22 protein-coding genes are annotated in these 24,351 nt (G+C 65.8%); 5 read left to right on the forward strand and 17 right to left on the reverse strand.

What is annotated here, in order from left to right:
* The first annotated feature begins 81 nt into the window (after nt 1–81).
* Nucleotides 82–327, forward strand: coding sequence for an Lrp/AsnC ligand binding domain-containing protein (locus A7X65_RS20175; RefSeq protein WP_018317369.1), 246 nt, complete (start codon nt 82–84; stop codon nt 325–327).
* Nucleotides 328–361: 34 nt separating this feature from the next.
* Here the strand turns inward: A7X65_RS20175 and A7X65_RS20180 are convergent, their stop codons facing one another.
* Nucleotides 362–1,291: a c-type cytochrome gene (locus A7X65_RS20180; RefSeq protein WP_063687957.1), complete on the reverse strand. Its 930-nt coding sequence runs from the start codon at nt 1,289–1,291 to the stop codon at nt 362–364.
* 153 nt (nt 1,292–1,444) lie between these two features.
* On the opposite strand from A7X65_RS20180, the gene A7X65_RS20185 reads away from it, so the two are divergent.
* Both A7X65_RS20185 and A7X65_RS43580 read left to right on the forward strand, forming a co-directional pair.
* On the forward strand, nt 1,445–1,861 hold the full coding sequence (locus A7X65_RS20185; protein ID WP_063687959.1) for a CHRD domain-containing protein: 417 nt from the start codon (nt 1,445–1,447) through the stop codon (nt 1,859–1,861).
* An 82-nt stretch (nt 1,862–1,943) separates the two neighbouring features.
* Nucleotides 1,944–2,390, forward strand: a complete 447-nt coding sequence (locus tag A7X65_RS43580; RefSeq protein WP_283806165.1) for a VF_A0006 family four-cysteine protein — start codon at nt 1,944–1,946, stop codon at nt 2,388–2,390.
* A 9-nt stretch (nt 2,391–2,399) separates the two neighbouring features.
* Here the strand turns inward: A7X65_RS43580 and A7X65_RS20195 are convergent, their stop codons facing one another.
* From A7X65_RS20195 to A7X65_RS20245, 11 genes are all read right to left on the reverse strand, one after another.
* On the reverse strand, nt 2,400–3,683 hold the full coding sequence (locus A7X65_RS20195; RefSeq protein WP_063687963.1) for a cystathionine gamma-synthase family protein: 1,284 nt from the start codon (nt 3,681–3,683) through the stop codon (nt 2,400–2,402).
* A gap of 298 nt (nt 3,684–3,981) precedes the next feature.
* Nucleotides 3,982–4,428, reverse strand: a complete 447-nt coding sequence (locus A7X65_RS20200; protein WP_063687965.1) for a c-type cytochrome — start codon at nt 4,426–4,428, stop codon at nt 3,982–3,984.
* 182 nt (nt 4,429–4,610) lie between these two features.
* A complete protein-coding gene (locus A7X65_RS20205; RefSeq protein ID WP_063687967.1) occupies nt 4,611–6,920 on the reverse strand; it encodes a xanthine dehydrogenase family protein molybdopterin-binding subunit in 2,310 nt (769 codons plus the stop codon).
* A gap of 99 nt (nt 6,921–7,019) precedes the next feature.
* Nucleotides 7,020–7,985, reverse strand: a complete 966-nt coding sequence (locus A7X65_RS20210) for a DUF1152 domain-containing protein (RefSeq protein ID WP_167358276.1) — start codon at nt 7,983–7,985, stop codon at nt 7,020–7,022.
* Nucleotides 7,982–8,362 (reverse strand): DUF1127 domain-containing protein, encoded by a 381-nt coding sequence (locus A7X65_RS20215; RefSeq protein ID WP_063687969.1) that lies wholly within the window; start codon nt 8,360–8,362, stop codon nt 7,982–7,984. Before A7X65_RS20215 ends, A7X65_RS20210 begins: the two co-directional genes overlap by 4 nt.
* Before the next feature lie 268 nt (nt 8,363–8,630).
* Nucleotides 8,631–8,963 (reverse strand): hypothetical protein, encoded by a 333-nt coding sequence (locus tag A7X65_RS20220; protein WP_063687971.1) that lies wholly within the window; start codon nt 8,961–8,963, stop codon nt 8,631–8,633.
* Nucleotides 8,964–9,062: 99 nt separating this feature from the next.
* Nucleotides 9,063–10,589 carry a murein biosynthesis integral membrane protein MurJ gene (gene murJ / locus A7X65_RS20225; RefSeq protein ID WP_063687973.1) on the reverse strand — a complete coding sequence of 509 codons (1,527 nt, stop codon included), beginning with the start codon at nt 10,587–10,589 and terminating at the stop codon, nt 9,063–9,065.
* 236 nt (nt 10,590–10,825) lie between these two features.
* Nucleotides 10,826–11,977, reverse strand: coding sequence for a DegT/DnrJ/EryC1/StrS family aminotransferase (locus A7X65_RS20230; protein ID WP_063687975.1), 1,152 nt, complete (start codon nt 11,975–11,977; stop codon nt 10,826–10,828).
* A gap of 33 nt (nt 11,978–12,010) precedes the next feature.
* Nucleotides 12,011–13,015 (reverse strand): Gfo/Idh/MocA family protein, encoded by a 1,005-nt coding sequence (locus A7X65_RS20235; protein WP_063687976.1) that lies wholly within the window; start codon nt 13,013–13,015, stop codon nt 12,011–12,013.
* Nucleotides 13,016–13,197: 182 nt separating this feature from the next.
* Nucleotides 13,198–14,610: a mannose-1-phosphate guanylyltransferase/mannose-6-phosphate isomerase gene (locus A7X65_RS20240; RefSeq protein WP_063687978.1), complete on the reverse strand. Its 1,413-nt coding sequence runs from the start codon at nt 14,608–14,610 to the stop codon at nt 13,198–13,200.
* Nucleotides 14,611–14,617: 7 nt separating this feature from the next.
* Nucleotides 14,618–15,178 (reverse strand): Rossmann-fold NAD(P)-binding domain-containing protein, encoded by a 561-nt coding sequence (locus A7X65_RS20245; protein ID WP_063687980.1) that lies wholly within the window; start codon nt 15,176–15,178, stop codon nt 14,618–14,620.
* A 243-nt stretch (nt 15,179–15,421) separates the two neighbouring features.
* On the opposite strand from A7X65_RS20245, the gene A7X65_RS20250 reads away from it, so the two are divergent.
* On the forward strand, nt 15,422–16,381 hold the full coding sequence (locus A7X65_RS20250; RefSeq protein ID WP_063687982.1) for a lysylphosphatidylglycerol synthase transmembrane domain-containing protein: 960 nt from the start codon (nt 15,422–15,424) through the stop codon (nt 16,379–16,381).
* A 2-nt stretch (nt 16,382–16,383) separates the two neighbouring features.
* Nucleotides 16,384–17,397 carry an MraY family glycosyltransferase gene (locus A7X65_RS20255; RefSeq protein WP_063687984.1) on the forward strand — a complete coding sequence of 338 codons (1,014 nt, stop codon included), beginning with the start codon at nt 16,384–16,386 and terminating at the stop codon, nt 17,395–17,397.
* Here the strand turns inward: A7X65_RS20255 and A7X65_RS20260 are convergent.
* The 5 genes from A7X65_RS20260 to rfaE1 all read right to left on the reverse strand — a co-directional run bounded on the left by A7X65_RS20260 (nt 17,385) and on the right by rfaE1 (nt 24,341).
* Nucleotides 17,385–18,332, reverse strand: a complete 948-nt coding sequence (locus A7X65_RS20260; protein WP_063687986.1) for an NAD-dependent epimerase/dehydratase family protein — start codon at nt 18,330–18,332, stop codon at nt 17,385–17,387. The genes A7X65_RS20255 and A7X65_RS20260 overlap by 13 nt on opposite strands.
* Complete coding sequence (locus tag A7X65_RS20265) at nt 18,329–19,549, reverse strand: glycosyltransferase family 4 protein (RefSeq protein WP_063687988.1); 1,221 nt, start codon at nt 19,547–19,549, stop codon at nt 18,329–18,331. The genes A7X65_RS20260 and A7X65_RS20265 overlap by 4 nt, the downstream gene beginning before the upstream one ends.
* Before the next feature lie 2 nt (nt 19,550–19,551).
* On the reverse strand, nt 19,552–21,465 hold the full coding sequence (locus A7X65_RS20270) for an SDR family NAD(P)-dependent oxidoreductase (RefSeq protein WP_063690623.1): 1,914 nt from the start codon (nt 21,463–21,465) through the stop codon (nt 19,552–19,554).
* An 84-nt stretch (nt 21,466–21,549) separates the two neighbouring features.
* Entirely contained in the window at nt 21,550–22,812 is a 1,263-nt protein-coding gene (locus A7X65_RS20275; RefSeq protein ID WP_063690625.1) for an O-antigen ligase family protein, read from the reverse strand.
* A gap of 44 nt (nt 22,813–22,856) precedes the next feature.
* Complete coding sequence (gene rfaE1 / locus A7X65_RS20280; protein ID WP_063687990.1) at nt 22,857–24,341, reverse strand: D-glycero-beta-D-manno-heptose-7-phosphate kinase; 1,485 nt, start codon at nt 24,339–24,341, stop codon at nt 22,857–22,859.
* Nucleotides 24,342–24,351 lie beyond the last annotated feature (10 nt).

The raw sequence follows: 24,351 nt of genomic DNA on the forward strand, positions 1-24,351 counted from the left end.
GGCCCGGGCCGGCGAGTTCGCTTGCCAAGCCCGGCCGGTTTTGGCCTATTAGCGGCCAGATGCGCTTTCGGAGTGACTGCAATGGTTCCCTTTTTCGTCCAGATCAAATGCAAGCTTGGCCAGTCCTACACGGTCGCCAATGCGCTCGCCGAAGCCGAGATCGCCTCCGAGATCTATTCCACCGCCGGCCAGTACGATCTGCTGGTGAAGTTCTACGTCGACAAGGACACCGACATCGGCCACTTCGTCAACGAGAAGGTGCAGGTGTTGCCGGGCATCCAGGACACGCTCACCATCATCACCTTCAAGGCGTTCGGCGCGAGCTAGCGCGCGGCGATCGACGCGGCCCGGCCATCGCCGCTCAGGCGCCGCCCTCCTTGCGCTTTGGCCGCGGCGGACCGTCGACCGGCGGCAGCGACTTCAGGTAATCCGCCATCGCGGCGAGATCCGCATCCGGCAAATGCGAGGTGTTCCTGATCACGCGCGTCATCGCGCCGCCGATGCTGTCGCCGTCGGGCAATTCGCCGGTCTTCAGGAAATAGGCGATATCCTTCGCGCTCCACTCGCCGAGGCGCTTCTGGGTGATGTTGGGCACCCAGCCCTCGCCTTCCGGATTCGGCCCGCCGGCAAAGCGCTCGCCTGCGATGATGCCGCCGAGCGCATTGCGCGGGCTGTGGCATTCGGCGCAATGGCCGAAGCTGTTGACGAGATAGGCCCCGCGATTCCACTCCGGCGATTTGCTGCCGTCGGCGACGAACGGCTTGCCGTCCAGAAATAAGAATTTCCAGATGCCGATGTTGCGGCGGATGTTGAAGGGAAAGCCGACGTCGTGGTCGCGCACTTTTCCGCTAACGGCGGGCAGCGTTTTCAGATAGGCGAAGAGATCGAGCACGTCGTCGCGCCTGGCATGCTGATAGGAGGTGTAGGGAAAGGCCGGGAAATAATGCTGCCCGTCCGGCGAGACCCCGTGCATCACCGCGTTGACGAAATCGGTGTCGGTCCATTTGCCGATGCCGTAGGTCGGATCGGATGAGATGTTCGGCGCGTAGAACGTTCCGAACGGCGACTTGATCGCGACGCCGCCGCCGAGCTTCAGGCGGTCGGGCTGGTCGGGAACGGCGTGGCAGGACGCGCAGCCGCCGGCATTGAACATCACCTCGCCATTGGCGAGGTTCGGGACATGGGCCGGTGCGGCGCCGGCCGCGGCCACCACCGGCGCGCTGAGCCACCAATAGACGCCGCCTGCAATGACCGCGGTGAGCAGCGCCGCGAGGATTGTTCGTTGCAACATGCAGATCCATTCATCGTTGCGGCGAACTTACGGCCGATATCCGCGCGGCTCCAGCCACGAAGAATTTAGCCCGCCCTGGCCGGAAACGGGAATAAACTGAAACGCCAGATGTTGGAAGTTTGGTTGCCCAACGAAGCCACCAGGGAGAATGTCATGAACAAGACCGTCATTGCCATGATCGCGCTCGGCGCCGCTGCTTTTGCCGGCTCCGCCAGCGCCGAGAAGCTGAAAGCAACGCTCGACGGCAAGGCCGAGGTCCCGGCCACCACGAGCAGCGGCACCGGAACGGCCGATCTGAACTATGACGCGGCGAGCAAGAAATTGTCCTGGACCGTCACCTATTCCGGGCTCTCCGGCCCCGCGACCGCCGCCCATTTCCACGGCCCGGCCGAGGCCGGCAAGAACGCCGGCGTCGCGGTTGCGATCCCGAATGCGGCGGCAAGCCCCGTCAAGGGCGAGGCGACGCTCACCGACGCGCAGGCCGCCGATCTGCTCGCCGGCAAATATTACGTCAACATCCACACCGCCGCGAACCCCGGCGGCGAGATCCGTGGTCAGGTGACGAAGTAAAGCGAAGACGCAGCTTCGTCGCGGAAAGGCCGGGCGCAGGAGGGAGCGCCCGGCCTTTTCGATTTGCACGCAGGTACCTGCGATGTGCAGGCCCGTACCTTGCCAGCTCCGATCGTTCGGCCGTAAACTTCGGCCTTCACCAGCTCCAGAGTGCACCGTGCGACTTGTTTCCAGCGTTCCCGATCGGCGCAACGGCGCTAGCGCAAGAAGGGCGCGTAGGTGCCCGCATGGTCTGGCAGGCCTGCTCGCTGCCGGCGCACTGCTTTGGTTCTCGGCTCCCGTCGCCGCGCAAAGCGACATGGAAAGGCAGGCTCAATGCGAGCTGTCCGCCATCCGCGACACGCGCTCGCCCCTGGCCGTGCAGTACATCCGTTCGGCCTGCAACTGGCTCGCCGTCAACGGCGATTCCCTGCTGAACGCATCCAGCAAGGGCTATTACGTCTGCCTCGTGCGGCAGCTCTCGGGCGCGCAGAGCAACGAGGCCGCCGCGGCGATCATGTCGGCGTGCCGCGCGTCCAACCCGCTTTAGTCCCACCACTCAAGCCGCGTTCAGCGCCTGCGCGAGATCGGCGATCAGATCCGACGGGTTCTCGATCCCGATCGACAGGCGGATCGTTGAATCGAGCACGCCGATCTTCTGGCGGATGTCGGCGGGAACGCCGGAATGGGTCATCGTCGCCGGCAGGCTCGCGAGCGACTCGGTGCCGCCAAGGCTCACCGCGAGCTTGAGGATCTGCAGCGCATTGAGGAATTTGACTGCGGCCTCCTTGCCGCCGACGATGTCGAACGAGAAGGTCGATCCCGCCCCCAGGCACTGCCGCGCGAACACGCGTCCCGCCGGCGAGGTTTCGGGATGATGACCGAGATAGTGCACTTTCGCGACCTTGGGGTGATCGCGCAGATAGCTCGCGACGAGGCGCGCATTCGCGTCGGCCTTCTCCATGCGCAGGCTCAGCGTCTCCAGCGAGCGGTTGATCATCCAGCACGAATGCGGATCGAGCTGGGTGCCGATGGCGCCGCGCAGCGCCTTGATGCCCTTCATGATCGCCTTCGTACCGAGCGCGGCGCCCGCGATCAGGTCGGAATGACCGCCGACATATTTGGTCAGCGAATACAGTGACACGTCCGCGCCGTGCTCGATCGGCCGCTGAAACACCGGCCCGAGCAGCGTATTGTCGCAGGCGATGATCGGCGTGTGTCCCTGCGCCTTGCCGATGGAATCGGCGATGCGGCGGATCAGCGCGATGTCGACGAGGCCGTTGGTCGGATTGGCCGGGGTTTCGATCAGAATCATCGAGACCCGGCCCTTGCCCATCGCCTCGTCCGCGGCCTGCCTGACCGAGGCTTCATCGATGCCGTCGGCGAATCCGACGGCGCCGATCGACAGCCGTGCCAGCGTGTTCGTCAGCAGGGTTTCGGTCCCGCCATAGAGCGGCTGTGAATGCAGGATGACATCGCCCGGGCGGACGAACGCCAGGATGGTGGTCGAGATCGCCGCCATGCCGGACGAGAACAGCGCGCAGCTCTCGGTGCGCTCGTACACCGCGAGCCTGTCCTCGACGATCTCGCTGTTGGGATGGTTGAAGCGCGAATAGACCAGGCCCGCCCCCATCCCCTCCGGGGGCTCGCGCCGGCCGGCGACGAAATCGAAGAAGTCCTGGCCGTCCTCGGCGGTCCTGAACACGAAGGTGGAGGTCAGAAACACCGGCGGCTTGATCGCGCCTTCCGACAATTGCGGATCGTAGCCATAGGTCAGCATCAGGGTTTCCGGATGCAGCATATGGTTGCCGATATGGGTCTTCGACGGGAACGGTTTTGCCATGGCCAGTCTCGCTGTTCTGGTGCCCGCCGCGCGTTGGAACTCCCGACGTCTGGGGTCGGGGGAGATGCGTCGACTCGTGTCAGCGCACGGCCGTTGACATCAAGATAGCGGCTCCAGGTGCGATCCGTCAGACCTTGCGAACAGAATTTCCCGTGGGGCTGAGCGCCGACTCATCCGGGCCACGAGCTTGGCGCTGCCCCAACAAAAAAGGCGGCTGCTGTCGCAACCGCCCTTTCCTGATTTGGTCTCCCGTATTTCGCTTCGCTCCATCCGGGCTACGAAGCTACGAGGCTATGCCTCAGCTGTTCTTGAGGCGGAACGTCTCGTGGCAGGCGCCGCATTCCTTGCCGACGGCGGGGAAATTCGCCTTGAGCGTATCGAGGTCCTTGATCTTGCCCTTGGCTTCGCCGACGACCTTGGCGAAGCTCGCGACCTTGGCGTCGAAGCCGGCCTTGTCCTCCCAGATCTTCGGCGACGCCGAGTAGTCGCCCTCGGGCTTCACGCCCTTGGCGCTGGCCGGAAACAGGTTCGGCAGCTTCTTGGCGGTGTCCTCGAACTGCGCCAGCGCCGTATCGACTGTGGCCTGATCGTAGGGCTTCTCGCCCTTGACCATCGCGGCGACCGCACCGGCGTTCTTGCCGTTGCCCTTCATGAGGGCCTGGACCTCCTTGACGGAGTCCTGCTGTGCCCAAACGGCGCCCATGCCGAGCAACAGCGCGCCCGCGACAACCAAAACTCGTTTCATTCGCAAAATCCCTTTCCTTGAGACAGGATCGTGCTGACCCCACATTGGGCCAACACCGACAGGCAGACTTCATTCCACCGGGAGAGCGAGGATAAATTGTCGCGCTCCCCGTTGTTCGTCGGACACGATCGCCCGTGCAAACGCGCTTTTGCGCGTTTGTCGCGAGCTAATCATGCTTCGGCTTACAGGCTATGACGGCGGTGATGCTCGTTGATGGCGATCCACACCCGCTCGGGGGTTGCCGGCATGTCGATGTGGTCGATCTTGTATTCGCGCCAGAGCGCATCGACGATGGCATTGACGATCGCCGGACAGGAGCCGATCGCGCCGGCCTCGCCCGCGCCCTTCACCCCCAGCGGATTGGTCTTGCAGGGGACGTTGGCGGTCTCGAACACGAACGCCGGACCGTCCGCCGCGCGCGGCAGCGCGTAGTCCATGAAGGTCGCGGTGATGAGCTGGCCGTCGGTCGGCCCATAGACCACCTGCTCCATCAGCGCCTGGCCGATGCCCTGCATGGCGCCGCCATGCACCTGCCCCGCCAGCAGCAGCGGATTGAGCGTCTTGCCGAAATCGTCGACGATCACGTAGTTGACGATTCTGATGATGCCCGTGGCCGGATCGAGCTCGACTTCCGCCAGATGCGTGCCGTTGGGATAGGTGCCGTCGGCGCTGGCGAAGGTCGCGCTGCCGTTGAGCTTCGATGGATCGGCGCCGGGCCGCTTGGCGAGATCGGCGAACGAGATCGAACGGTCGGTGCCGGAGATGCGAACCACGCCGTCGGTGATCTCGAGGTCGCCGGCACTCGCTTCCAGCGCTTGCGCCGCAAGCTCCTTCAGCTTCTTGCCCAGCTCGCCCGCAGCACGCTCCACGCAGACGCCGCCGGTGGGTATAGAAGCCGAGCCGCCGGTGCCGAGACCCGTCGCGATCTCGCCGGTGTCGCCCTGGCGGACATGCACCCGCTCCGGCGGCAGGCCGAACTGCTCAGCGATGATCTGCGCATAGGCGGTCTGATGACCCTGCCCGCTCGATTGCGTACCGATCAGGACGGTGACGTCGCCACTGGGATCGAGGCGAACGTTGGCCGTCTCCTCGCCCATCACGCCGCAAATCTCGACATAGCTTGCGAGGCCAATGCCGCGGATCAGGCCGCCCTTCTTGGCCGTCTTGGCGCGCTTTGCAAACTCCTTCCACTCGCCGATCTCCATCGCGCGCTTGAGATGCGCGGCGAAGTCGCCGGAATCGTAGACCTTGCCGGTCGCGGTCTTGTACGGCAGCGCCTTCGGCGGAATGAAATTCTTGCGGCGGATGGCATCCGGCGTCATGTCGAGCTTTCGCGCACAGGCATCGACCAGGCGCTCGATCACATAGGCCGCCTCAGGCCGGCCCGCGCCGCGATAGGCGTCCACGGGAACGCTGTGGGTGAAGATGGTGCGCACCCGGCAATGGAAGGCCTGGATGTCGTAGAGGCCCGGCAGCATGCCGGCGCCGCCATGCGGGATGTAGGGGCCGAAGGTGGAGAGATAGGCGCCCATATCGCCCATCAGGTCGCAATCCATGGCGAGGAACTTGCCGTCTTCAGTCAGCGCCATCTTCGCGGTTGTGACGTTGTCGCGGCCCTGCGCGTCGCCCATGAAATGCTCGGAGCGGTCGGCCGCCCATTTCACAGCCTTCTTCAGCTTGCGAGCGGCGACTGCCATCAGGGCGTATTCCCGGTACGGAAACAGCTTCGTGCCGAAGCCGCCGCCGACGTCGGGGCAGATCACCCGCATCTTGTCGGTCGGGATATTGAGCACGTTCTGGCACAGGATGTCGCGCAGGCGATGGCTGCCCTGGCTGCCGACCGTCAGCGTCAGATGGTCGTGCTTGGCATCGTATTCGCAGACCGCCGCGCGCGTCTCCATGAAGCTCGCGACCACGCGCGGATTGACGATGGAGATTTCGGCGACCGCATGCGCTTTCGCAAATGCAGCTTCGGTTGCGGCCTTGTCGCCGATCGAGACGTCGAACAGCACGTTGCCGGCCTTGTCCGGCCAGACCTGCGGGGCGCCCTTCTTCACGGCGTTGACGACGCCGGTCACCGCCGGCAGCGGCGACCATTTGACCTCGATCGCCTCGATCGCGTCGCGGGCCTGATCGATGGTCTCGGCGACGACGAAGGCGATGGAATCGCCGACATGACGCACCTCGTCCTTGGCCAGGATCGGGTAAGGCGGGCCGGTGAACGGATCGGTCTCGAGATTGAACAGGCACGGCAGATTGCCGAGATCCGCCACGTCGTCCGCGGTCAGGATCAGCGCGACGCCGGGCAGGCCGCGGGCACGGCTCGCATCGATGGTGTATTTGGCATGCGCATGCGGCGAGCGCAGCACGAGGCAGCGCAGCGCGGCTTGCGGCGCGTAATCGTCGGTATAGCGGCCCTTGCCGCGGATGAGCGCGTCATCCTCCTTGCGCAGCACGCTTTGGCCAACGCCGAACTTGATGGGAGCCGCCATTTTCTTATCCCGTCCTATGGTTGTTTTGCCGGCATATTGCCGTGGAAAAAGTGGCAAGGCAAATGGGTTCGGGCGGGCAAAACCGGGGCACCCTCGTCCTCAGAGAGGGATCGGACGGAAGGGTCGCAACTCACTGGTCTCCCTGTGGAGATCGATGATCCTGCGGGCATCCTCGAACCGCTCGGTCTCGGCCAATTGGCTGGCATAGGCCATGCTGCGAACGACGGCGGCCGACCGGAAGGTCCAGTACTGCGACATCAGCGGATTGATGAACAGCTCGTTCCCGCTGGTCCGGTTGGTGGCATGATAGTTGCCGAACTCACCCCGCAGTGCACTCGCAATCGAATTGCACACGATACTCGGATGCTGCGGCTGGCGCTGGTTGGCGTATTCCACTAGGTCGAGGAAGGCCTCGGCCTCTTTGCTGCCCTGCGACAGCGAGAACATGCCAAGAAACCCGCCATCCCGAATCAGCTGCGCGGTATTCTCCAGGAAGGCGTGATGCGAGATGCCGTGATAGTGATCGACGCCGAAGCCGATCGCGGCGAGCAGCACGTTGCCGCCTGCGGCCTGATCCGCGGCGACGAGCGAGACCGCGTCCTCGACGACGCTGCCGACACCGGGCTCATCGCCGAACACGAGACTGTCCGTTCCGCCGTCGATCAGGATCGCAGTGTCGATGTCGTGGCGATCGATGATCAGGCGATACGCCGCAGCGAGCGGACGAACGCCGCTCTTGGCAAAAGCGTAGATCGGCGCGAGTTGCTCGCGGCGACCGAGCCATTCGGCCAGCCACTTCTCCGGGAAGTACGGAATCTCTGCAGCGAGCTGATCCACACGCCAAATCGTCTCGCCGACACGCTCGCCGCCGCATAGCCATAAATTCGTGAACGAGAAGCTGGCGAACACGACCTGTTTTCCCTGCGCCGCCAGACGCTGCGCGAGCGGGACTCCGGCGAAGACGTCGAAGCCGCCGCCGCAGCCCGCAACGAGCACTTTGCTTGCGCGGTCGAGCCGTTCGAGAAACGGGATCATATTCGCCGAACCGTCCGGTTGATCGATCACATGACACCCCGGCTCCATGGATCCGCGGCGCGATCTCTCAGCCTATCGATGACACGTTCCGGCGTGAAGTGGTCGATCTCGCCGCGCGTCAGGCCGATGTCCATCAACTCCCTGTCGCTCAGATCCTGCAACGTCAGCCGGGCGTTCTGGCGCCGCCAAAACGCACTCCAATATTGCTTGAGCAGACCGAGGACACCCGTTGGTCCGGCAGCATCCTTATCCGACAACGCACTTTCCAGCGCCGCCGCGGACGCCTTGAGGCGTGCTGCCAACGCCTGGTCGACCGCGCTCTTCGCCTGCACGATGGAGAGGCCGAGGCCGCGCCTTGCGGCATCGTCCTCGATTCCGGCTGATATGTCCGTCAGTTGTGGTGGCATCGCATGCTCCTGCTGTCGTGCCGGCAGGGAGCGTGGCCAAAGAAAAAGCCCCGTCCGATGCCGGCGGGGCCTGGTGGAAAAGATGTCGTCGTCAATCTCCTAGCGCGCGACTCCTCCCACGGCCCAGCCGAAGCGGGTCATGTGGTTGCGGTTGAGTTTGCGCGACGATTTGATCATGCGCGGCTCGTAGCACGGCAATCGCGAAAAATCAAGAGATGCGTCGTGATCGGTTACATCCTGGAGGCGAGCAGCCGCTTCAGCGCATTCTTCACCTCGGATTGATCCGAACCGTCCCCTCGGCCATCGGGCGATTATCCGGTCCGAGCGTGACCCAAGTCGGATGCGCGAGAGCCTGGTTTGGATCGAGCGGCTTTGCGCTGCCGCTGCCTTGCGGTCTCGCCGGCATTCTCGGATCAAAGCTGACATATTCCTCGCGCACTAGGCTGTTGCCAATCCTGACCGAGCATCCCGTCTGATAGTCCCAGATGGCTTCCAGATTGTAGGCCGCCCATCGATCCTTGCAGCGATCGCTGGCGATGTAGGAAATGACGACGAGGGTGAGTACGGTGAGCGATCCAGCTCCAATCCAGAATATTCGCATGGTGCTCGTCAGCTCTCAGTTGAAGTGCAGAGATACAACGGTCGTTAGACACAACCAGATGTTGCACGTCAGATCAAGAGCCAATGGGATGATGCAGGCCTAGCCGCGCACGAGCGAGACCAGCCAGCGACGGTCGAATAAGACGAGGATCGCGAGCGCGTAGACGATCGTGCCTCCGACGGCCAGCAGGGCCAGCGTCACTTCGTCGTGGAAGCGCATCGCGCCCAGCGACGCCCCGCTGAACCGCGCGATCAGCCAGAACGCGGCGGCGAGGATGATCCCGGTCAGCAGGAATTTGCCTAGCGACATCAGCCAGATGCGATCGAGCACGAGAAAACCGCGGCGCACGGCGAAGAACAGCACCAGCAAGAGATTGGTCCAGACACCAATAGCCGTCGCCAGCGCGAGGCCGATCTGCGCCAGCGATCCCATCAAGGCAACTTTGAGCGCAACGTTGACGGCGATGCCGGTCAGCGACGCCCGCACCGGCGTCGCGGTGTCCTTGCGCGCATAGAAGGTCGCGACCGCGCTGCGGATCAGCACGAAGGGAATGAGGCCGATGGCATAGGCCGCGAGCGTGGCGCCGGCGGCGGCGGCATCGGCTTTCGAGAACGCGCCGCGGGCGAACAGCGCGCGCATGATCTCGTCGGGCACGGTAAGGAAGGCCGCGACGAACGGCACCGAGAACAGCAGCGTGAAATCGAAGGCGCGGCGCTGCGCCTTCATCGCGCCGTCATGGTCGTTGGCGGTGATGCGCCGCGACATCTCCGGCAGCAGCACCGTGCCGATGGCGATGCCGATCACGCCGATCGGCAATTGGTTGAGGCGATCCGCATAATAGAGCGCCGACAGCGCGCCGGCCGGCAGGAAGGTCGCGATGATGGTGTCGGCGAACAGCGCCACCTGCGTGCCCATCGAGCCCAGCGTCGCGGGTCCCAGCGCCCTGAAGAAGCCGCGAACGTCCTCGTCGAGCTTCAAGGGCGCAAAGCGCGGCAGGCCGCCATGGCGCGCGAGGTCGCCGGCGAGCAGGAAATATTGCAGGAAGCCGGAGATCAAGACGCCCCAGGCCGCGGCATGGCCCGCGGTCGGAAACCAGACCGCGACCGCCAGCGTCATCATCATAGCGACGTTGAGAAAGATCGACGCCGCCGCGGCGCTCGCAAAGCGCTGCATCACGTTGAGCATGCCGCCATAGAGCGTCACCAGCGTGATCAGAAGCAGATAGGGAAAGGTGATCCGGGTCAGTTCGATCGCGAGCTTGCGCTGCTCGGCATCCTCGGAAAAGCCCGGCGCCAGAATGCTCATGGCCTGCGGCATGAACAGCCATGCGACGATCAGCAGCACCACCTGCGAGGCCAGCAGCAGCGTGAAGATGCGGTCGGCGAACAGCTTTGCCGCCGCCTCCCCCTTCTCGCCATGGACATGCGCATAGGCCGGCACCCAGGCGGCGTTGAAGGCGCCTTCGGCGAAGATCGCGCGGAAATGATTGGGCAGCCGCAGCGCCACGAAAAAGGCGTCGGCCACCGGGCCGGCGCCGAGGATCGCAGCGAGCATGATGTCGCGGGCAAACCCCGTCAGCCGCGAGAGCAGCGTATAACCACCGACCGTGAAGATGCGTCCGAGCATGCGTCTGTTTTAGAGCATGGCGCGATTAGGTCTAGGTGGAAGCGGCGGCGGAGGTCCGCCCCTCCCTGCCTGCGGGTCCGGCAATAGGACCCGACGCGTTCGCTAGCGGGCTCCGACAGTCGCCACAGCGTCATGGCCGGGCTTGTCCCGGCCATCCACGCCTTCATGTTGCACAAAAAACGTGGATGCCCGGGACAAGCCCGGGCATGACGACCAGCGCAACAGAAAGCGCGAGATCAGCCCGCGAGCGCGCCTTGCACGGCGGCAATGATTCGCTCCTGATCGGCTTCGGTCAGGTAGGCATGCATCGGCAGGCTGATGACGTCCTGCGACAGGCTTTCGCAGCCCGGCAAGCCGCCCTCGGCGACCGGATACTGCTTGTAGGCGCTCTGCTGGTGCATCGACTTGCCGTAATAGATCGCGGTCGGCACGCCCTGGGCCTTCAGCGCGGCGGCGAAGCCGTCGCGGTCGGTGCCCTTCGGCAGACGGATCGTGTACTGCGCCCAGACCGAGGTGTTGCCCGGCGCAAGCCGCGGCACCGTGACCACGTTGGACAGCCCACGCGCGTAGCGCTCGGCGACCCGGTTGCGGGCGGCGATCTCGTCGTCAAAGATCTTCAGCTTCTCGATCAGAACCGCGGCCTGCATGGTGTCGAGCCGGCCGGTGAGGCCGAGGCGGACGTTGTCGTATTTGTCGGTGCCCTGCCCGTGCACGCGGATGCTGCGCAGCGTCGCCGCGAGCTCGTCGTCATCGGTGAAGATCGCGCCGCCGTCGCCGAAGCAGCCGAGCGGTTTTGCGGGGAAGAAGCTGGTCGCGGTGGCGAGCCCGAAGGTGCCGAGCTTGCGGCCCTTGTAGCTCGCACCAAAGCCCTGCGCGGCGTCGTCAAGCACGAACAGGCCTTCGGCCCGGGCGATCTCGGCGATCGCATCGTGATCGGCGGGCTGGCCGAACAGATCGACCGGAATCACGGCGACCGGCTTGAGCCCGGCCTTTTTGGCGGTCGCGATACCGCGCTTGAGCGATTCCGGGCTCATGTTGAAGGTGGTCTCGTCGACGTCGACATAGACCGGCGTCGCACCGGTCCGCGCCACCGGCGAAGCCGTCGCGATGAAGGTGAAGGACGGACAGAACACGGCATCGCCGGGCCCGACATTCTTCGCCATCATCACCATCAGGATCGCATCGGTGCCGCTGGCGCAGCCGATCATGTGCTTGGCGCCCGAATAGGCCGCAAGCTGCTTTTCGAGCTCGGCGACTTCAGGGCCGTTGACGAACTGGCAGTGGTCCATCACGCGCTTCACGGCGGCATCGAGCGAGGCGCCGAGCCGGCGGCGCTGCGAGGCGACGTCGATGAAGGGAATGGGTTCGGAACGCAGATGCTGGTTCATGACGCCTTCTTGTGGTGTCGACATGGAAAGGGTTCAGCCGGCGACGCGGCGCGGACCTTTGAGCGCAGGCGATTTGGCTGCGGGCCGCGACGGCGCCTCCAGGCACTGCGTCGCGATCTCGAGGCTGGCGACGCCTTCGTCGCCGGTGACCGCCGGCGTCTCGCCGTTGCGCACCGCCTTGAGGAACGCCAGCAGCTCGGCGCGCAGCGGCTCGTCATGGCCGACCGGCAGATGCCGCATCGAATAGCTGCCGTCGGGCTTGAAGCCGAAGCATTCGGTGACCTGGCGCGTCAAGAGATCGCCCATCACGTATTTGCCGCGCGTTGCGACCGTGACGCTGCGCGCCTTGAACGGCGTCAGCCAGTTGGTGTTGATGTGGGCGAGCACGCCACTCTCGGTGCGGAACTGCAGGAGCGCGATGTCCTCGCGCTCGGCGACCGCGCTCGAGAGTTGCGGCTGCACCTCGACGATGTCGGATTCGGTGAACCAGCGGATCAGGTCGATGTCGTGCACGGCGAGGTCGATGACGACGCCGACATTGGACATGCGCGGCGGGAACGGGCCGACGCGCGTGATCGCGATGGAGAGGATGTCCTCGCCCGCGATGGCCTGCTTGACGGCGGCCACCGCCGGATTGAAGCGCTCGACATGGCCGACCATCAGCGTCACGCCGGCCTTTTGCGCGGCAGCGACGATCTCGCGGCCCTCTTCCACCGTGGATGCGATCGGCTTCTCGACCAGAACATGGATGTTCTTGGCGATGCAGGCGAGCGCGACCTCGTGGTGCAGATGGGTCGGCGCAGCGATGGTGACGGCGTCGACGCCGGCGGCGACGAGCTGGTCGAGCGTCTCGAAACCCTGGCAGTTCGCAAGCTCGGTGGTGCGCGTCAGATGCGCCGGCGAGGGATCGACCACGCCGACGAGATTGACGCCGGGAAGACCGCTCAGCACACGCGCGTGGTTGCTGCCCATCACGCCCGCGCCAATGACGCCGACGCGCAAGCCGGCCTTTGCCGGTGCTGACCCTTTGGAACTCATGTGAGCAAACCCCGATTCAACGCAAATCCCCGGGCCGCTTCTAGCACGGGTGCCACATTTGTGGCGAATGCCGGCTTAGTTGACCGGACACGATTTGATTCAAAAAATTACACGTTCTCCGGGCCTTAGGCCGCCCGAGGCGGGCCTTTCAGGCCCGGATCGCGTGATTCGGAGCTTGCTGGTTACGACCTTTGATAGTCGTCTTCAATCCGGATGATATCGTCCTCCCCGAGATAGGAGCCGGTCTGGACCTCGATCAGTTCCAGCATGATTTTACCGGGGTTCTCCATCCGGTGCACCGCGCCCATCGGGATGTAGATCGACTCGTTCTCGTGCACGGTCTTCACGGTCTCGTTGACGGTGACGCGGGCTGCGCCGCGGACCACGATCCAGTGCTCGGCGCGATGATGGTGCTTCTGCAGCGACAGGCGCCCGCCCGGCTTCACCACGATGCGCTTGACCTGGTGGCGCTCGCCATTGTCGACCGACTGGTAGCTGCCCCAGGGCCGGTGCACCTTGAGATGCTCCTCGGTGACCTTCGGCGCGACCGCCTTGAGTTTGGTCACGAGCCGCTTCAGGCCGTTGGCATCCTTCTGGCGCGAGACCAGCACGGCGTCGGCGGTCGCGACCACGACGAGATCGTCGACGCCCTCGAGCGCGACCAGCGCCTGATCCGTCGTGACGTTGCAGTTGCGCGAGTCTTCGAACACGGCGGCGCCATGCGCCGCGTTGCCCTGCGCGTCCTTCGGCGAGAGCTCCCATACCGCATGCCAGGAGCCGACGTCGGACCAGCCGCAGGACACCGGCACCACGGCGGCGCGCGCCGTCTTCTCCATCACGGCATAGTCGATCGAGATCGCCTTCGCCGCGCCGAACGCCTCCGGCTCCAGCGTCACGAAGCCGAGATCGCGGCCGGCATTGTTGACCGCATTGGTGACGGCGTCGACGCTGGCCGCATCGACCTTGCGGTATTCGTCGAGCAGGACGCTCGCCGGGAACATGAAGTTGCCGCTGTTCCAGAGATAGCCCGAATTGACATAGTCCGCGGCCTTGACCGCATCCGGCTTCTCGACGAAGCGCGAGACCGCATGCACCTCGCCCGAGATCACATCGCCCGGGCTGATATAGCCGTATTCAGTTGCCGGCCGCTCCGGCTTGACGCCGAAGGTCACGATGCGCCCCGCGCTCGCGGCGGTGAGGCCCTCGCGGCATGCGGCGACGAAGGCGGCGTTGTCCTGCACCACGTGGTCGGCGGCGAGTGCCAGCACGATCGCTTCACTGGCGCGGTTCTGAGCGAACACGGCGCCCGCGGCGATCGCCGGGCCGGAGTCGCGCCGCATCGGCTCGAGGATCACGTCGGCCTCGATGCCGATCTCGGCGAGCTGCTCCAGCACCATGAAGCGATAGGACGCATTGGTGATGACAACAGGACGATCGAACAGCGAGGCGTCCGAGACGCGCAGCAGCGTGTCCTGGAAGGTCGAGCGGGCGCCGAACAGCGGCAGGAACTGCTTCGGGCGCACCTCGCGCGAGGCGGGCCACAGCCGCGTGCCGGCACCGCCGCACATGATCAGGGGGATAATGCGTTTGTCCATCGTCATTTCAAACCTTGAAGGAGTCCCGATACCAGGTGACAAAATTACGAACCCCGAGCGCGATCGGCATTGTGCAAAGCCGGCCGCGCATCAGATGCTCGACATCCGCGAACGTTTCCAAGACATTCCCCGGCTGCATCGGCGGCAATTCTTCGATCGCCGTCCGACCCAGCGCCTGCTCCCGGAGTTCGACGGCGTGCGTCTGCTCCTCGGGGCGGTGGTTGCCGACATTGTAGACCTTAGACGGCGCATTTGCGGCAGCCGGATCGTCCGCGGGCACCTGATCGACCAGCTTGGACACGACAGCGGTGACGCCGTCAATACAGCTGAAGCCTGCGCGCATCCTGCCGCGGTCAAGGAGCCGGATCGGCCGTCCCTCCATGATGGCGTTCACACACGGAAACATGGCCATATGCCCGACATGCGTGAGTCTGTGGCGCGCCTCGCTCGGCGCCGGATCGTGGCAGCTGTCGAGATTGCCGGGCCCGCCTTCCGCCGGGAGCTGCAGGACGGGGTGAATGCCGATGCATCCGGCGGCATCCGTGACCAAAATCGCCTGATCCGTCATCCTGTTCCCTGGGGGACCCGATCCCCAGCCACCGGCGCCTCTTTAGCCGCCGCACGGAGGGGGTCGCAAGTGCCGTCCGGCCCGTCATAACGGCCGTTCATGACCGCCACTTATAACCGCTCCGATCAGCGCGCTGATCACCGCTATTGCAAGATCGGCGCCAAGACCATACCAAAGCGGCCGAATTCGGCGCCTCGCGTCGGGTTGCCTCGAATCTTCGCAAACCCTGACCATGCGGGCGAGATGCGCCGAATCCTGCTTTCTGCGGCCAAGATCCTGATTTCCGCGGCGCTGCTCTATTTGGCGCTGCGCAAGGTCAACCTGACCGAGCTGTTTTCGCGTTTCACCGTGGGCAGCCTGTTCTGGATCGGCCTCGCGATCGCGATCACCTTCCTGCAGATTTTCGTCGGCGTGCTGCGCTGGCGCGAGATCAGCGCCGAATGCGGTGCGCCGCTCGAGCTCGCCCGCGCCATGCGCTACAACGTGATCGGCTCGTTCTTCAACCAGACCCTGCCCTCGGCGATCGGCGGCGATGCGGTCCGGCTGTGGCTGGTCGCGCGCGCCGGCGCCGGCTGGCGCGCCGCGACCTACTCGATCTTCGTCGACCGCGCGATCGGCCTGATCGCGCTCGCGATCCTGATCGTCGCGAGCCTGCCCTGGAGCTACGCCCTCATCACCGATCCGCACGGGCGCTCGGCGCTGCTGCTCGTCGACCTTGCCGCGCTCGCGGGCGGTCTCGGCTTCCTGGTCTTCGGCGCGCTGAAATGGCGCTGGCTGAAGACGTGGTGGGCCACGCATCACATCCACGCCTGCGCGGTGATCGCGAACCGCGTGCTCTTCAGCCGCGGGCGCGGACCGGTCGTCTCCATCCTGTCGCTCGCCGTGCACGTGCTCACCGTCGTCATCGCCTGGTGCGTCGTGCAGTCGATCGCCGCTCCGGTCGGCTTCAGCGACGTCTTCCAGCTCGTGCCGCCGGTGATGCTGATCACGATGATGCCGATCTCGATCGCGGGCTGGGGCGTGCGTGAAGCCACCATGGGCCTTGCCTTCGGCTTCGCCGGCCTTGCCTCCAACGAGGGCGTCAACATCTCGCTGCTGTTCGGCGCGGTCTACTTCATCGTCGGCGCGGTCGGCGGCCTCGTCTGGATCCTGAGCGCGGAGAAAGCCGCGCAAGGCTCGGCGCAGCTCGGAGTGCCGGAGTGACGATGCTCTTCGCGACCGAGGGCGGCGCGACCGGACTGGCGCTGTTCGCGCTCGCGCCGGCCGTGCTGGCTGCACCGATCTCTGCCTGCACCACATGGCTGAGCATGCCGCTGCTCCAGCGTTACGCGCTGGCACGTCCGAACGCGCGCTCGTCACACAGGATTCCGACCCCCCAAGGCGGGGGCATCGCGGTGATCGCGGCCACCCTCCTCGTGGCCGGGTCTCTCGCCGGGATTCCCCTGCCCCTGATCGGCTCCGCCGTACTCATCGCCCTGGTCGGGCTCGTCGACGACATCAGGCCCCTGCCCGTCTGGCTTCGGCTCCTGCTGCAGGCGGCAGCCGTGGCCGCCGTCGTATTCACGGCGCCGGAGACGCTGCGGATCGTTCCGGCCCTGCCGCTTGCCGCCGAACGCGTCCTCATTCTCATCGCCGGAATCTGGTTCGTGAACCTCGTCAATTTCATGGACGGGCTCGACCTGATGACGGTGGCGGAAGTGGTGCCGGTCACCGCTGCGCTCGGACTGCTCGGATGGTTTGGTGACCTCTCGCTGTCCGCCGCGCTGCTCGCCACCGCGCTGTGCGGCGCCATGCTCGGCTTCGCGCCGTTCAACAAGCCGATCGCAAAAGTGTTTCTGGGCGATGTCGGCAGCCTGCCGATCGGCCTCCTGCTCGGCTGGTGCCTGCTCGAGCTCGCCTGGCACGGACATGCGGCGGCGGCGCTGCTGCTCCCGGCCTATTACCTCGCCGATTCCACCATCACGCTGTTCCGCCGCATCGCGCGCCGCGAGCAGTTCTGGTCGGCGCACCGCTCTCATTTCTATCAACGCGCGACCGACAATGGGTTCACCGTCCGGCAGGTGGTCGGCGAAGTGTTCGCGCTCAATCTCGTGCTGGCAATGCTTGCCATCGTCGCCGTTCGCGCCGGCTCGGTGGCGGTCACCGCCGTCTCGCTGCTCGCAGGCGCGATCGCCATCGGATTCCTGCTGCGCCGCTTCTCCCGCCCTCAGGCGCCCTGAGCCGACAGCGCCAGCAGCAGACCCTCGTCGAGCGAGACCTCCGGCTGCCAGCCGGTCGCGAGCGCCTTGGAGACGTTGAGCTCGAGCGAGCCGATCAGGCTGTCATGCGTATCCTGCCGTCCCATCGCGTTGAGCAGCATGCCGAGCAGGTCCGGCGGCATGCCGAACAGCCGCGGGCTCTTGCCGGAGGCCCGCGCCAGCCGCTCGATGAATTCGGGCGTCGAGACCTGCTCCTTGTCGGCCACCAGGAATATCTCGAAATTGCTGACGGGATCGGGATGAGAGAGCCGGCGCAGGATGAACGACGACAGGTTCTGCACGGCAAGGAAGGCGCGGTGGTTGCGGATCGCGGCAAACGGAAGCGGCAGGCCGATGCTGACCGCACGCGTCAGCAGCGCGAAATTGCCCTTGGCGCCGGCGCCATAGACCAGCGGCGGCCTGATCACCGAGATCTTCATCTCGCCGTCGCGCGCCAGTGTCCTCAAGCCCGCCTCGGCCGCGGCCTTGGACATGCCGTAGAGGCCGCGCGGCGTCAGGATGTCGCTCTCGCTGAACGGTGCGCGGCCCTCATTGCTGCGGCCATGCACCAGCACGGTGCTGACGAAGATGAACTGGCGCACGCCGGCCTTCGACGCGGAGCGCGCCAGGTGCAGCGTGCCCGCGATGTTGACGTTGCGGTAGAGCTGGACCGCGTGCTCCTCGTGCTTGTGATGCACGCGCGCGGCGAGATGGACGACGGCATCGACGCCTTCGAGCGCCGCGTGCCAATCGGTGTCGGGTCCGATCGTCTCGATCACGGTCTCGTCGTCGCCGCCCTCGGGGCTGCGCACCGCGCGGCGGACCGACCAGCCCGCGCCTGCGAGGGCGGGCACGACATGACCGCCGACAAAGCCGCTCGCTCCCGTCACCAGCACCACCGGTTTGCGCTCGCTCATCGCTGCTCCGGAAGGTCGGGGTTGCGCAACAATTCGTCGATCAGGGCCGCATAGGCGTTCATCGCGGTGGCGCGGTCGAACTTCGCCGCCGCCTTGACCGCGCGCTCCGCCATGGCACCGTCGCCGGAACGGGACGCCGCACGGATCGCGTCTGCAAGCTGGTCGGCGCGGCCCGGCGTCACGACCCAGCCGAGCCCGTTCTCCGTCACCGTCAGCGCGGCTTCGGCCTCCGGCTCGGAGACCAGCGCCACGGGACGGCCGACCGCAAGGAGATTGTAGAACCGGCTCGGCACCGACACCCCCGCAACGTCCTTCCGATACGGAATGATCCAGAGATTGGCCGCTGCCAGAAACGCCTCGAGCTCGGCGTCTTCGACCCGCGCCACGAAGGACACATTGGGCAGGTTCGCCTCGGCCTGCAACTGCTTCAGCCGCGCGAAGCCGATGCCCCACCCCGAGAGCAGGAAATGGATGTCCGGCTCGTCCCTGAGCAGGCGCGCCGCCTCGAACACGATCTCGGGATCGTGGGTGAAGCCGAGATTGCCGGACAGGCCGACGACGAAGCGCGCGGAGAGTTGTTTGCGGAACGGATTGTCCTGCGACAGCGGACGCGGGCCCGGCACCAGCGTCGCCCAGTTCGGGATGAAGCGGATCTTGTTCCGCCTCATGCCGGAATAGCTCAGCAGCGGCCGCTCGGCGTCACGGCCGATGGTGATGACCGCATTGAGCGCGCGGAACATCAGGCTGTTGGCGAAGCGCATCGTCCGCGTCACGAGCGAGCCCGGCTTCAACAGGCCCGCCATCACCAGCACGTCGGGAAAGAGGTCGTGCATGATCAGCGCGGAGCGCGCGCCCCTGAGCTTTGCCGCCGCGGCAACCGCGTAAGGCAGCATGAACGGCGCGGTCACGGTGAGCACGACGTCGCCTGCCCTGAGCTCCCGGAGCAGCGCGAAGAAGGTGCGCGCAACGAACAGCAATTCGGACAGGCCGCGCCGCACCAGCGCTGCCTTGCCCGCCATCCGGTTCTTGATGGCGACGACACGCGGCTTGCCCGGACCGGTCTGCGCGGCCGGCAATGCGCCCGGCGAGCCCGACAGCACGACGACCTCGTGATCCCCGGCGACGCGGCAGGCGATCTCAGCCATGATCGCCGCCGTCGTGCTCGGATCCGGCGGGTAATGCTGGCTCGCGACGACGATCTTGCCTCTGGATTGCATGATCAGGCCGCGGTCGACCCGAATTCGGGGACCGCATCCTTCAGGATGGTCCTGATCGTGGCGCGATCGTCGCGCGCGATCGCCTGCTCCAGCGCCGCGGTCCATTTGCGCAGCGTCTGCATCGGCGGCTCGTTCGGCTGCGCCGCCATGATGCCGGCAACGCCGATCTCGCGGGTCGGCTCCTCCGAGGCGAACAGGATCTCGTGCAGGCGTTCGCCCGGCCGCATGCCGGTGAACACGATCTCGATGTCGTAGCCGGGCTGCAGGCCGGACAGGCGGATCATGCGTTCGGCGAGATCGACGATCTTCACCGGCTGGCCCATATTGAGCACGTAGACCGAGACGTCCGAACGCTGCGTTCCGAGCGCATGCGTCGCCGCCGTGATGACGAGATCGCAGGCCTCGCGGATGGTCATGAAGTAGCGGACCATGTCGGGATGCGTCACCGTCACGGGACCGCCGGCCTCGATCTGGGCCTTGAACTTCGGCACCACCGAGCCGTTCGAGGCCAGCACGTTGCCGAACCGGACCGAGATCAGCCGCATCGGCGGCTTGCCGCCACCGCCCGCCGCCGCGAGGTCGTGGTCGAGCGCCTGGCAATACATCTCGGCGAAGCGCTTGGTGAGGCCGAGCATCGACACCGGCTCGATCGCCTTGTCGGTCGAGATCATCACCATGGCCTCGGCGCCGGCGGCATGCGCGGCATCGGCGATGTTGATCGAGCCGAAGATGTTGGTCTTGACGCCCTCGCTCCAGTCGCGTTCGAGGATCGGCACGTGTTTCAGCGCCGCGGCGTGGAACACGATGTCAGGCTTGAACTCCGCCATCAGGCGCATGATGCGCTCGCGGTCGCGGATGTCGGCGATCCGTCCTTCGATCTCGGCGGCCGTATTGTCCGCGGCGAGCGCCTCGGTGATCGCGTAGAGGGCCGGCTCGGAATTCTCCACGATCAGCAGCCGCGCCGCGCCGAAGGCGACGACGCGCTCGCAGATCTCGGAACCGATCGAGCCGCCGCCGCCGGTGACGATGACGGCCTTGCCCCTGATCAGCGCTTCCAGGCGCGCATAGTCGATCTTCTCGCTCGGCCGCAGCAGAAGGTCCTCGACCGCGACCGCCGTGAGGCGCGGCGTGTCGCCGCTCTCCAGCGAAGGCATGCGGTTGACGATCACGCCGAGCTTGCGCGCCCGCATCAGGATCTGCTCCGGATGCGCCTCCGGCTCGAACGCCGACGGCGTCATGACGAGGCGCGCGATGGGCTTGTTGCGCTTGGCGAAGTCGGCGATGACGTCCTCGATGTCGTCGATGCCGCCCAGCACCGGCACGTTGCGGATGAACTGGCCGCGATCCGAGCTCGACGGCGATAGCACGCCGACCGGCCAGATGCGCTTGATCGCCCCGCTCTCGATGCCGCGCAGGAGCACCTCGGCGTCCGCGGCACGGCCGATCAGCAGCGTCGGCGCCGCATCCTCGGTGCGGGCATGACGCCGCACCCGCGTGTAGCGGAAGTAGCGGTAGGCCATACGCGACGCGCTGAGGAAGGCGATCTCGAGGAACCAGTAGAGGACGATGGTCACCTTGCCGAGGAAGAAGGCGCCGCGGACATTGGGAGCGACGAAGACGTAGTCGAGCACCAGTAGCGCAACCGTCAGCACGCTCGCGACGCGGATGATGTTCAGCGCGTCCGGCAGCGAGATGAAGCGCCATTTGGTCGTCGTCAGGTTGAAGACGAAGAACACGACCACGCTGAAGGCGAGGAAGTAGGGCAGTATCTGGAACAACAGCGGCAGGCGGTCGTAGAAGCCGTCACCGCCCTCGAAACGCAGATAGAACGCGGCGAACAGCGCCGCCGCGGTCGCCAGGAGGTCGTGGAGCGCGATCAGAAAATTGCGCAAGGTAAGATGCGAAAGACGCGTCATCCGCCGACCGATGAATATCCCATTGGGTGCAACCTGTCCGCGCTGATAGCCCATCTGAACCGGACTTGCCAGCCGCGCGGCCGTTCAGGAACCGGCTTCCCCCATCTTCGCCTCGGCCTGTTGTGCCCGGATCACCATGCCGCCGGCGACGCCGACGCCGATGACGTACATCCAGCCCTCGTGAAAATCGAACAAATGGGAGTTGAACAGCGAGGTGAAGACGTTCTGCACCACGACCAGAAGGCCGACCCAGTTGGCGAGGCCATCGCCGCGGAACAGGCGCAGATGCAGGATCCAGATCGCGTAGAGGATGACGATACCGATGACGCCCCATTGCACGGCGACGTTCAGCGTCTGGTTATGGGGATTGCCGATCACCTCGGCGGAGGCCTGGTACTGACCGCTGGGTGTGGCAACACGCTCGAACAATCCGCGCGTCGAGCCCGTTCCATGGCCCTTGATCGGCGCCTCCGCGAAGAAGCCGAGCGACTTCCGCCAGAATTCGAGCCGCAGGCCCGCCGAGGTCGGCTCGCCCTTCTCGACATAGCGATTGTAGTCGCTGGCAAAAGTGTCGGCGGTCCTGCGCAATTGCGGCGAGGCCTGCCAGGCGACGAGCGCGCCGGCGAGCAGAACGGCCGAGATGATCGCGATGTTGCGCCAGCTCAAATGAAGCAGCGCGAACACGCCGAACATGATCGGAACGGTGACGAGCGCGGTGCGCGACACCACCACGAACGCCATGTTGACGAAGAAGCTGAGCGCCAGCGCCGTGAGCAGCCCGGCGATCCAATAGCGCTTCTGGCGCAGCAGCATCACGACGGGATAGGCGAGCGCAACCGCGCACAGCGCGAATTCCTGGCTCTGGTCGATGTAGTTCTTGACGAAGATGCCGCGCTCGGGCGGATCGTTCTTGAGCGCGAGGTTCGGGTAGAGGGCGACCAGCCAGGACATCACCGACAACAGCGCGCAGGACACCAGAAAGGCGACGAAGATCCAGCGGCCGCGCGACGAGCGCTCGAAATGGTAGAGCAGGACCGGCAGCACCAGCAGCTTGACGGTCGGATTGACCGCATAGAAACGGGCGCCCCAGGCCGCGTCAGACCACAGCGTTCCGACCAGCGCGAGCAGGACCAACGCGATCGGCGCGACGCAGATCGGACGCTTCAGCGATTGCAGGAAGGCGCGGATGTCGAGGAACGGCACCATGCAGACAAGCATCAGCGCGTTGAAGATCCCCGCCAGCGACGTCGACCAGGGCAGCGAAGCGGCGGTGAGGATCGCGAACAGGTCGACCGTCTCGCTCCAGGCCGCCGGGCTGCGCAGGCGACGCGACAGCATCTGGCCCATCGTCTCCCGTGCGAGCGCCGGCGCCTGGCCAGTCACTTGAGCCGTCACTTGCCCCCTCCCCGCGCGCGATGCACCAGCGCGGTGGTGCTGAAGCCCTTGAGGATGTCCACCAGCACGACCACGCCGCCCGCGGCCTCGACGACCTCGTGGCCGACCACTTGCTCGCGGGTGTAGTCGCCGCCCTTCACCAGCGCGCTCGGCTTGATCCGGGTGATCAGCTCGATCGGCGTGTCTTCCTCGAAGATGACGACGAGATCGACCGCTTCGAGCGCGGCCAGCACTTCCGCACGCGCGCGCTCGTCCTGGACCGGGCGATCGGCGCCCTTCAGCCGGCGCACCGAGGCGTCGCTGTTGAGGCCGACGATCAGGCGGTCGCAGGCGGCGCGCGCCGCGGTCAGCACCTTGACGTGGCCGGGATGCAGGATGTCGAAGCAGCCATTGGTGAAGCCGACGCGCAGGTCCTGGCGGCGCCATTCGGCGAGCTGCGCGTCGAGCGTATCAGGCTCGAGCACGATCTTCTCCTCGGCCGCAAGATAGGCGTGCGGCAGGATCTTGCGCCGCAGCTCGTCCGCACTCACGCTGGCGGTGCCCCGTTTGCCGACGGCGACCGCGGCGGCGGCATTGGCCACACGCAGCGCCGTGTCCCAGTCCGCGCCCGCCGCGAGCGACACCGCAAGCGCGGCAGCGACGGTGTCGCCGGCGCCAGAGACGTCGCGCACCTTCACCGGGACGGCCGGAACGTGAACCGCCTCGCCATTGCGCGGCACCAGCGTCATGCCGTGCTCGCCCTGCGTGACCAGGATCGCCTCGCAATCGGCGAGCCGCATCACGTCCTCACTGGCGTCGACAATGCTCTGCGGCGTGTCGGCGCGGCTGCGGGTGGCTTCCGCGAATTCCTTGCGATTGGGCGTCAGCAGCGTCGCGCCGCGATAGATCGCCCAGTTCAGGCTCTTGGGATCGACGATCACGGACTTGCCGAGCTTTCGCGCGGCATCGATGGTGTGGCGGATCACGCGCGCGGTCAGCACGCCCTTGGCGTAGTCGGACAGCAGCACGATGTCGGCGCGCGCGATCTGCGGCAGGATCGCCTCAATCAGCTCGGTCTCGACCGCGTCGGAGGCCGCTGTCGCCTGCTCCCAGTCCGCACGCAGCATGTGCGTGGAAAAATGCTCGGAGACGAAACGGACCTTGCGCGTAGTCGGCCGCGACGGGTCGCACACCAGCACGCTTTCGATGGCGCCATGTTCGGCCAGTGCCGAAGCGAGCCGCGTGCCCGCATCGTCCGCGCCGACGAGGCCGACGAAGATGCAGCGCGCGCCGAGCGAGGCGATATTGCGCGCGACATTGCCGGCGCCGCCGATGTGGATCTCGCTGCGCTGGGCCGCGATCACCGGCGTCGGCGCTTCCGGCGAGATCCGCGACACCTCGCCATAGACGAACTCGTCCAGCATGATGTCGCCGATGCAGAGCACCGTGCGGCCTGAGATGGTTTGCGCGAGGGCATCGAAATCGAGAATGGGCGTCGCCATGATCAAAAAG

This window comes from Bradyrhizobium stylosanthis, assembly GCF_001641335.1.
GTDB lineage: Bacteria > Pseudomonadota > Alphaproteobacteria > Rhizobiales > Xanthobacteraceae > Bradyrhizobium > Bradyrhizobium stylosanthis.

Bases quoted from the DNA above. Each gene is read 5' to 3' on its own strand.
- A7X65_RS20175 (WP_018317369.1), top strand. From the start codon at position 82: ATGGTTCCCTTTTTCGTCCAGATCAAATGCAAGCTTGGCCAGTCCTAC.
- A7X65_RS20180 (WP_063687957.1), bottom strand. From the start codon at position 1,291: ATGTTGCAACGAACAATCCTCGCGGCGCTGCTCACCGCGGTCATTGCA.
- A7X65_RS20185 (WP_063687959.1), top strand. From the start codon at position 1,445: ATGAACAAGACCGTCATTGCCATGATCGCGCTCGGCGCCGCTGCTTTT.
- A7X65_RS43580 (WP_283806165.1), top strand. From the start codon at position 1,944: ATGTGCAGGCCCGTACCTTGCCAGCTCCGATCGTTCGGCCGTAAACTT.
- A7X65_RS20195 (WP_063687963.1), bottom strand. From the start codon at position 3,683: ATGGCAAAACCGTTCCCGTCGAAGACCCATATCGGCAACCATATGCTG.
- A7X65_RS20200 (WP_063687965.1), bottom strand. From the start codon at position 4,428: ATGAAACGAGTTTTGGTTGTCGCGGGCGCGCTGTTGCTCGGCATGGGC.
- A7X65_RS20205 (WP_063687967.1), bottom strand. From the start codon at position 6,920: ATGGCGGCTCCCATCAAGTTCGGCGTTGGCCAAAGCGTGCTGCGCAAG.
- A7X65_RS20215 (WP_063687969.1), bottom strand. From the start codon at position 8,362: ATGCCACCACAACTGACGGACATATCAGCCGGAATCGAGGACGATGCC.
- A7X65_RS20220 (WP_063687971.1), bottom strand. From the start codon at position 8,963: ATGCGAATATTCTGGATTGGAGCTGGATCGCTCACCGTACTCACCCTC.
- murJ (WP_063687973.1), bottom strand. From the start codon at position 10,589: ATGCTCGGACGCATCTTCACGGTCGGTGGTTATACGCTGCTCTCGCGG.
- A7X65_RS20230 (WP_063687975.1), bottom strand. From the start codon at position 11,977: ATGAACCAGCATCTGCGTTCCGAACCCATTCCCTTCATCGACGTCGCC.
- A7X65_RS20235 (WP_063687976.1), bottom strand. From the start codon at position 13,015: ATGAGTTCCAAAGGGTCAGCACCGGCAAAGGCCGGCTTGCGCGTCGGC.
- A7X65_RS20240 (WP_063687978.1), bottom strand. From the start codon at position 14,610: ATGGACAAACGCATTATCCCCCTGATCATGTGCGGCGGTGCCGGCACG.
- A7X65_RS20245 (WP_063687980.1), bottom strand. From the start codon at position 15,178: ATGACGGATCAGGCGATTTTGGTCACGGATGCCGCCGGATGCATCGGC.
- A7X65_RS20250 (WP_063687982.1), top strand. From the start codon at position 15,422: ATGCGCCGAATCCTGCTTTCTGCGGCCAAGATCCTGATTTCCGCGGCG.
- A7X65_RS20255 (WP_063687984.1), top strand. From the start codon at position 16,384: ATGCTCTTCGCGACCGAGGGCGGCGCGACCGGACTGGCGCTGTTCGCG.
- A7X65_RS20260 (WP_063687986.1), bottom strand. From the start codon at position 18,332: ATGAGCGAGCGCAAACCGGTGGTGCTGGTGACGGGAGCGAGCGGCTTT.
- A7X65_RS20265 (WP_063687988.1), bottom strand. From the start codon at position 19,549: ATGCAATCCAGAGGCAAGATCGTCGTCGCGAGCCAGCATTACCCGCCG.
- A7X65_RS20270 (WP_063690623.1), bottom strand. From the start codon at position 21,465: ATGACGCGTCTTTCGCATCTTACCTTGCGCAATTTTCTGATCGCGCTC.
- A7X65_RS20275 (WP_063690625.1), bottom strand. From the start codon at position 22,812: ATGGGCCAGATGCTGTCGCGTCGCCTGCGCAGCCCGGCGGCCTGGAGC.
- rfaE1 (WP_063687990.1), bottom strand. From the start codon at position 24,341: ATGGCGACGCCCATTCTCGATTTCGATGCCCTCGCGCAAACCATCTCA.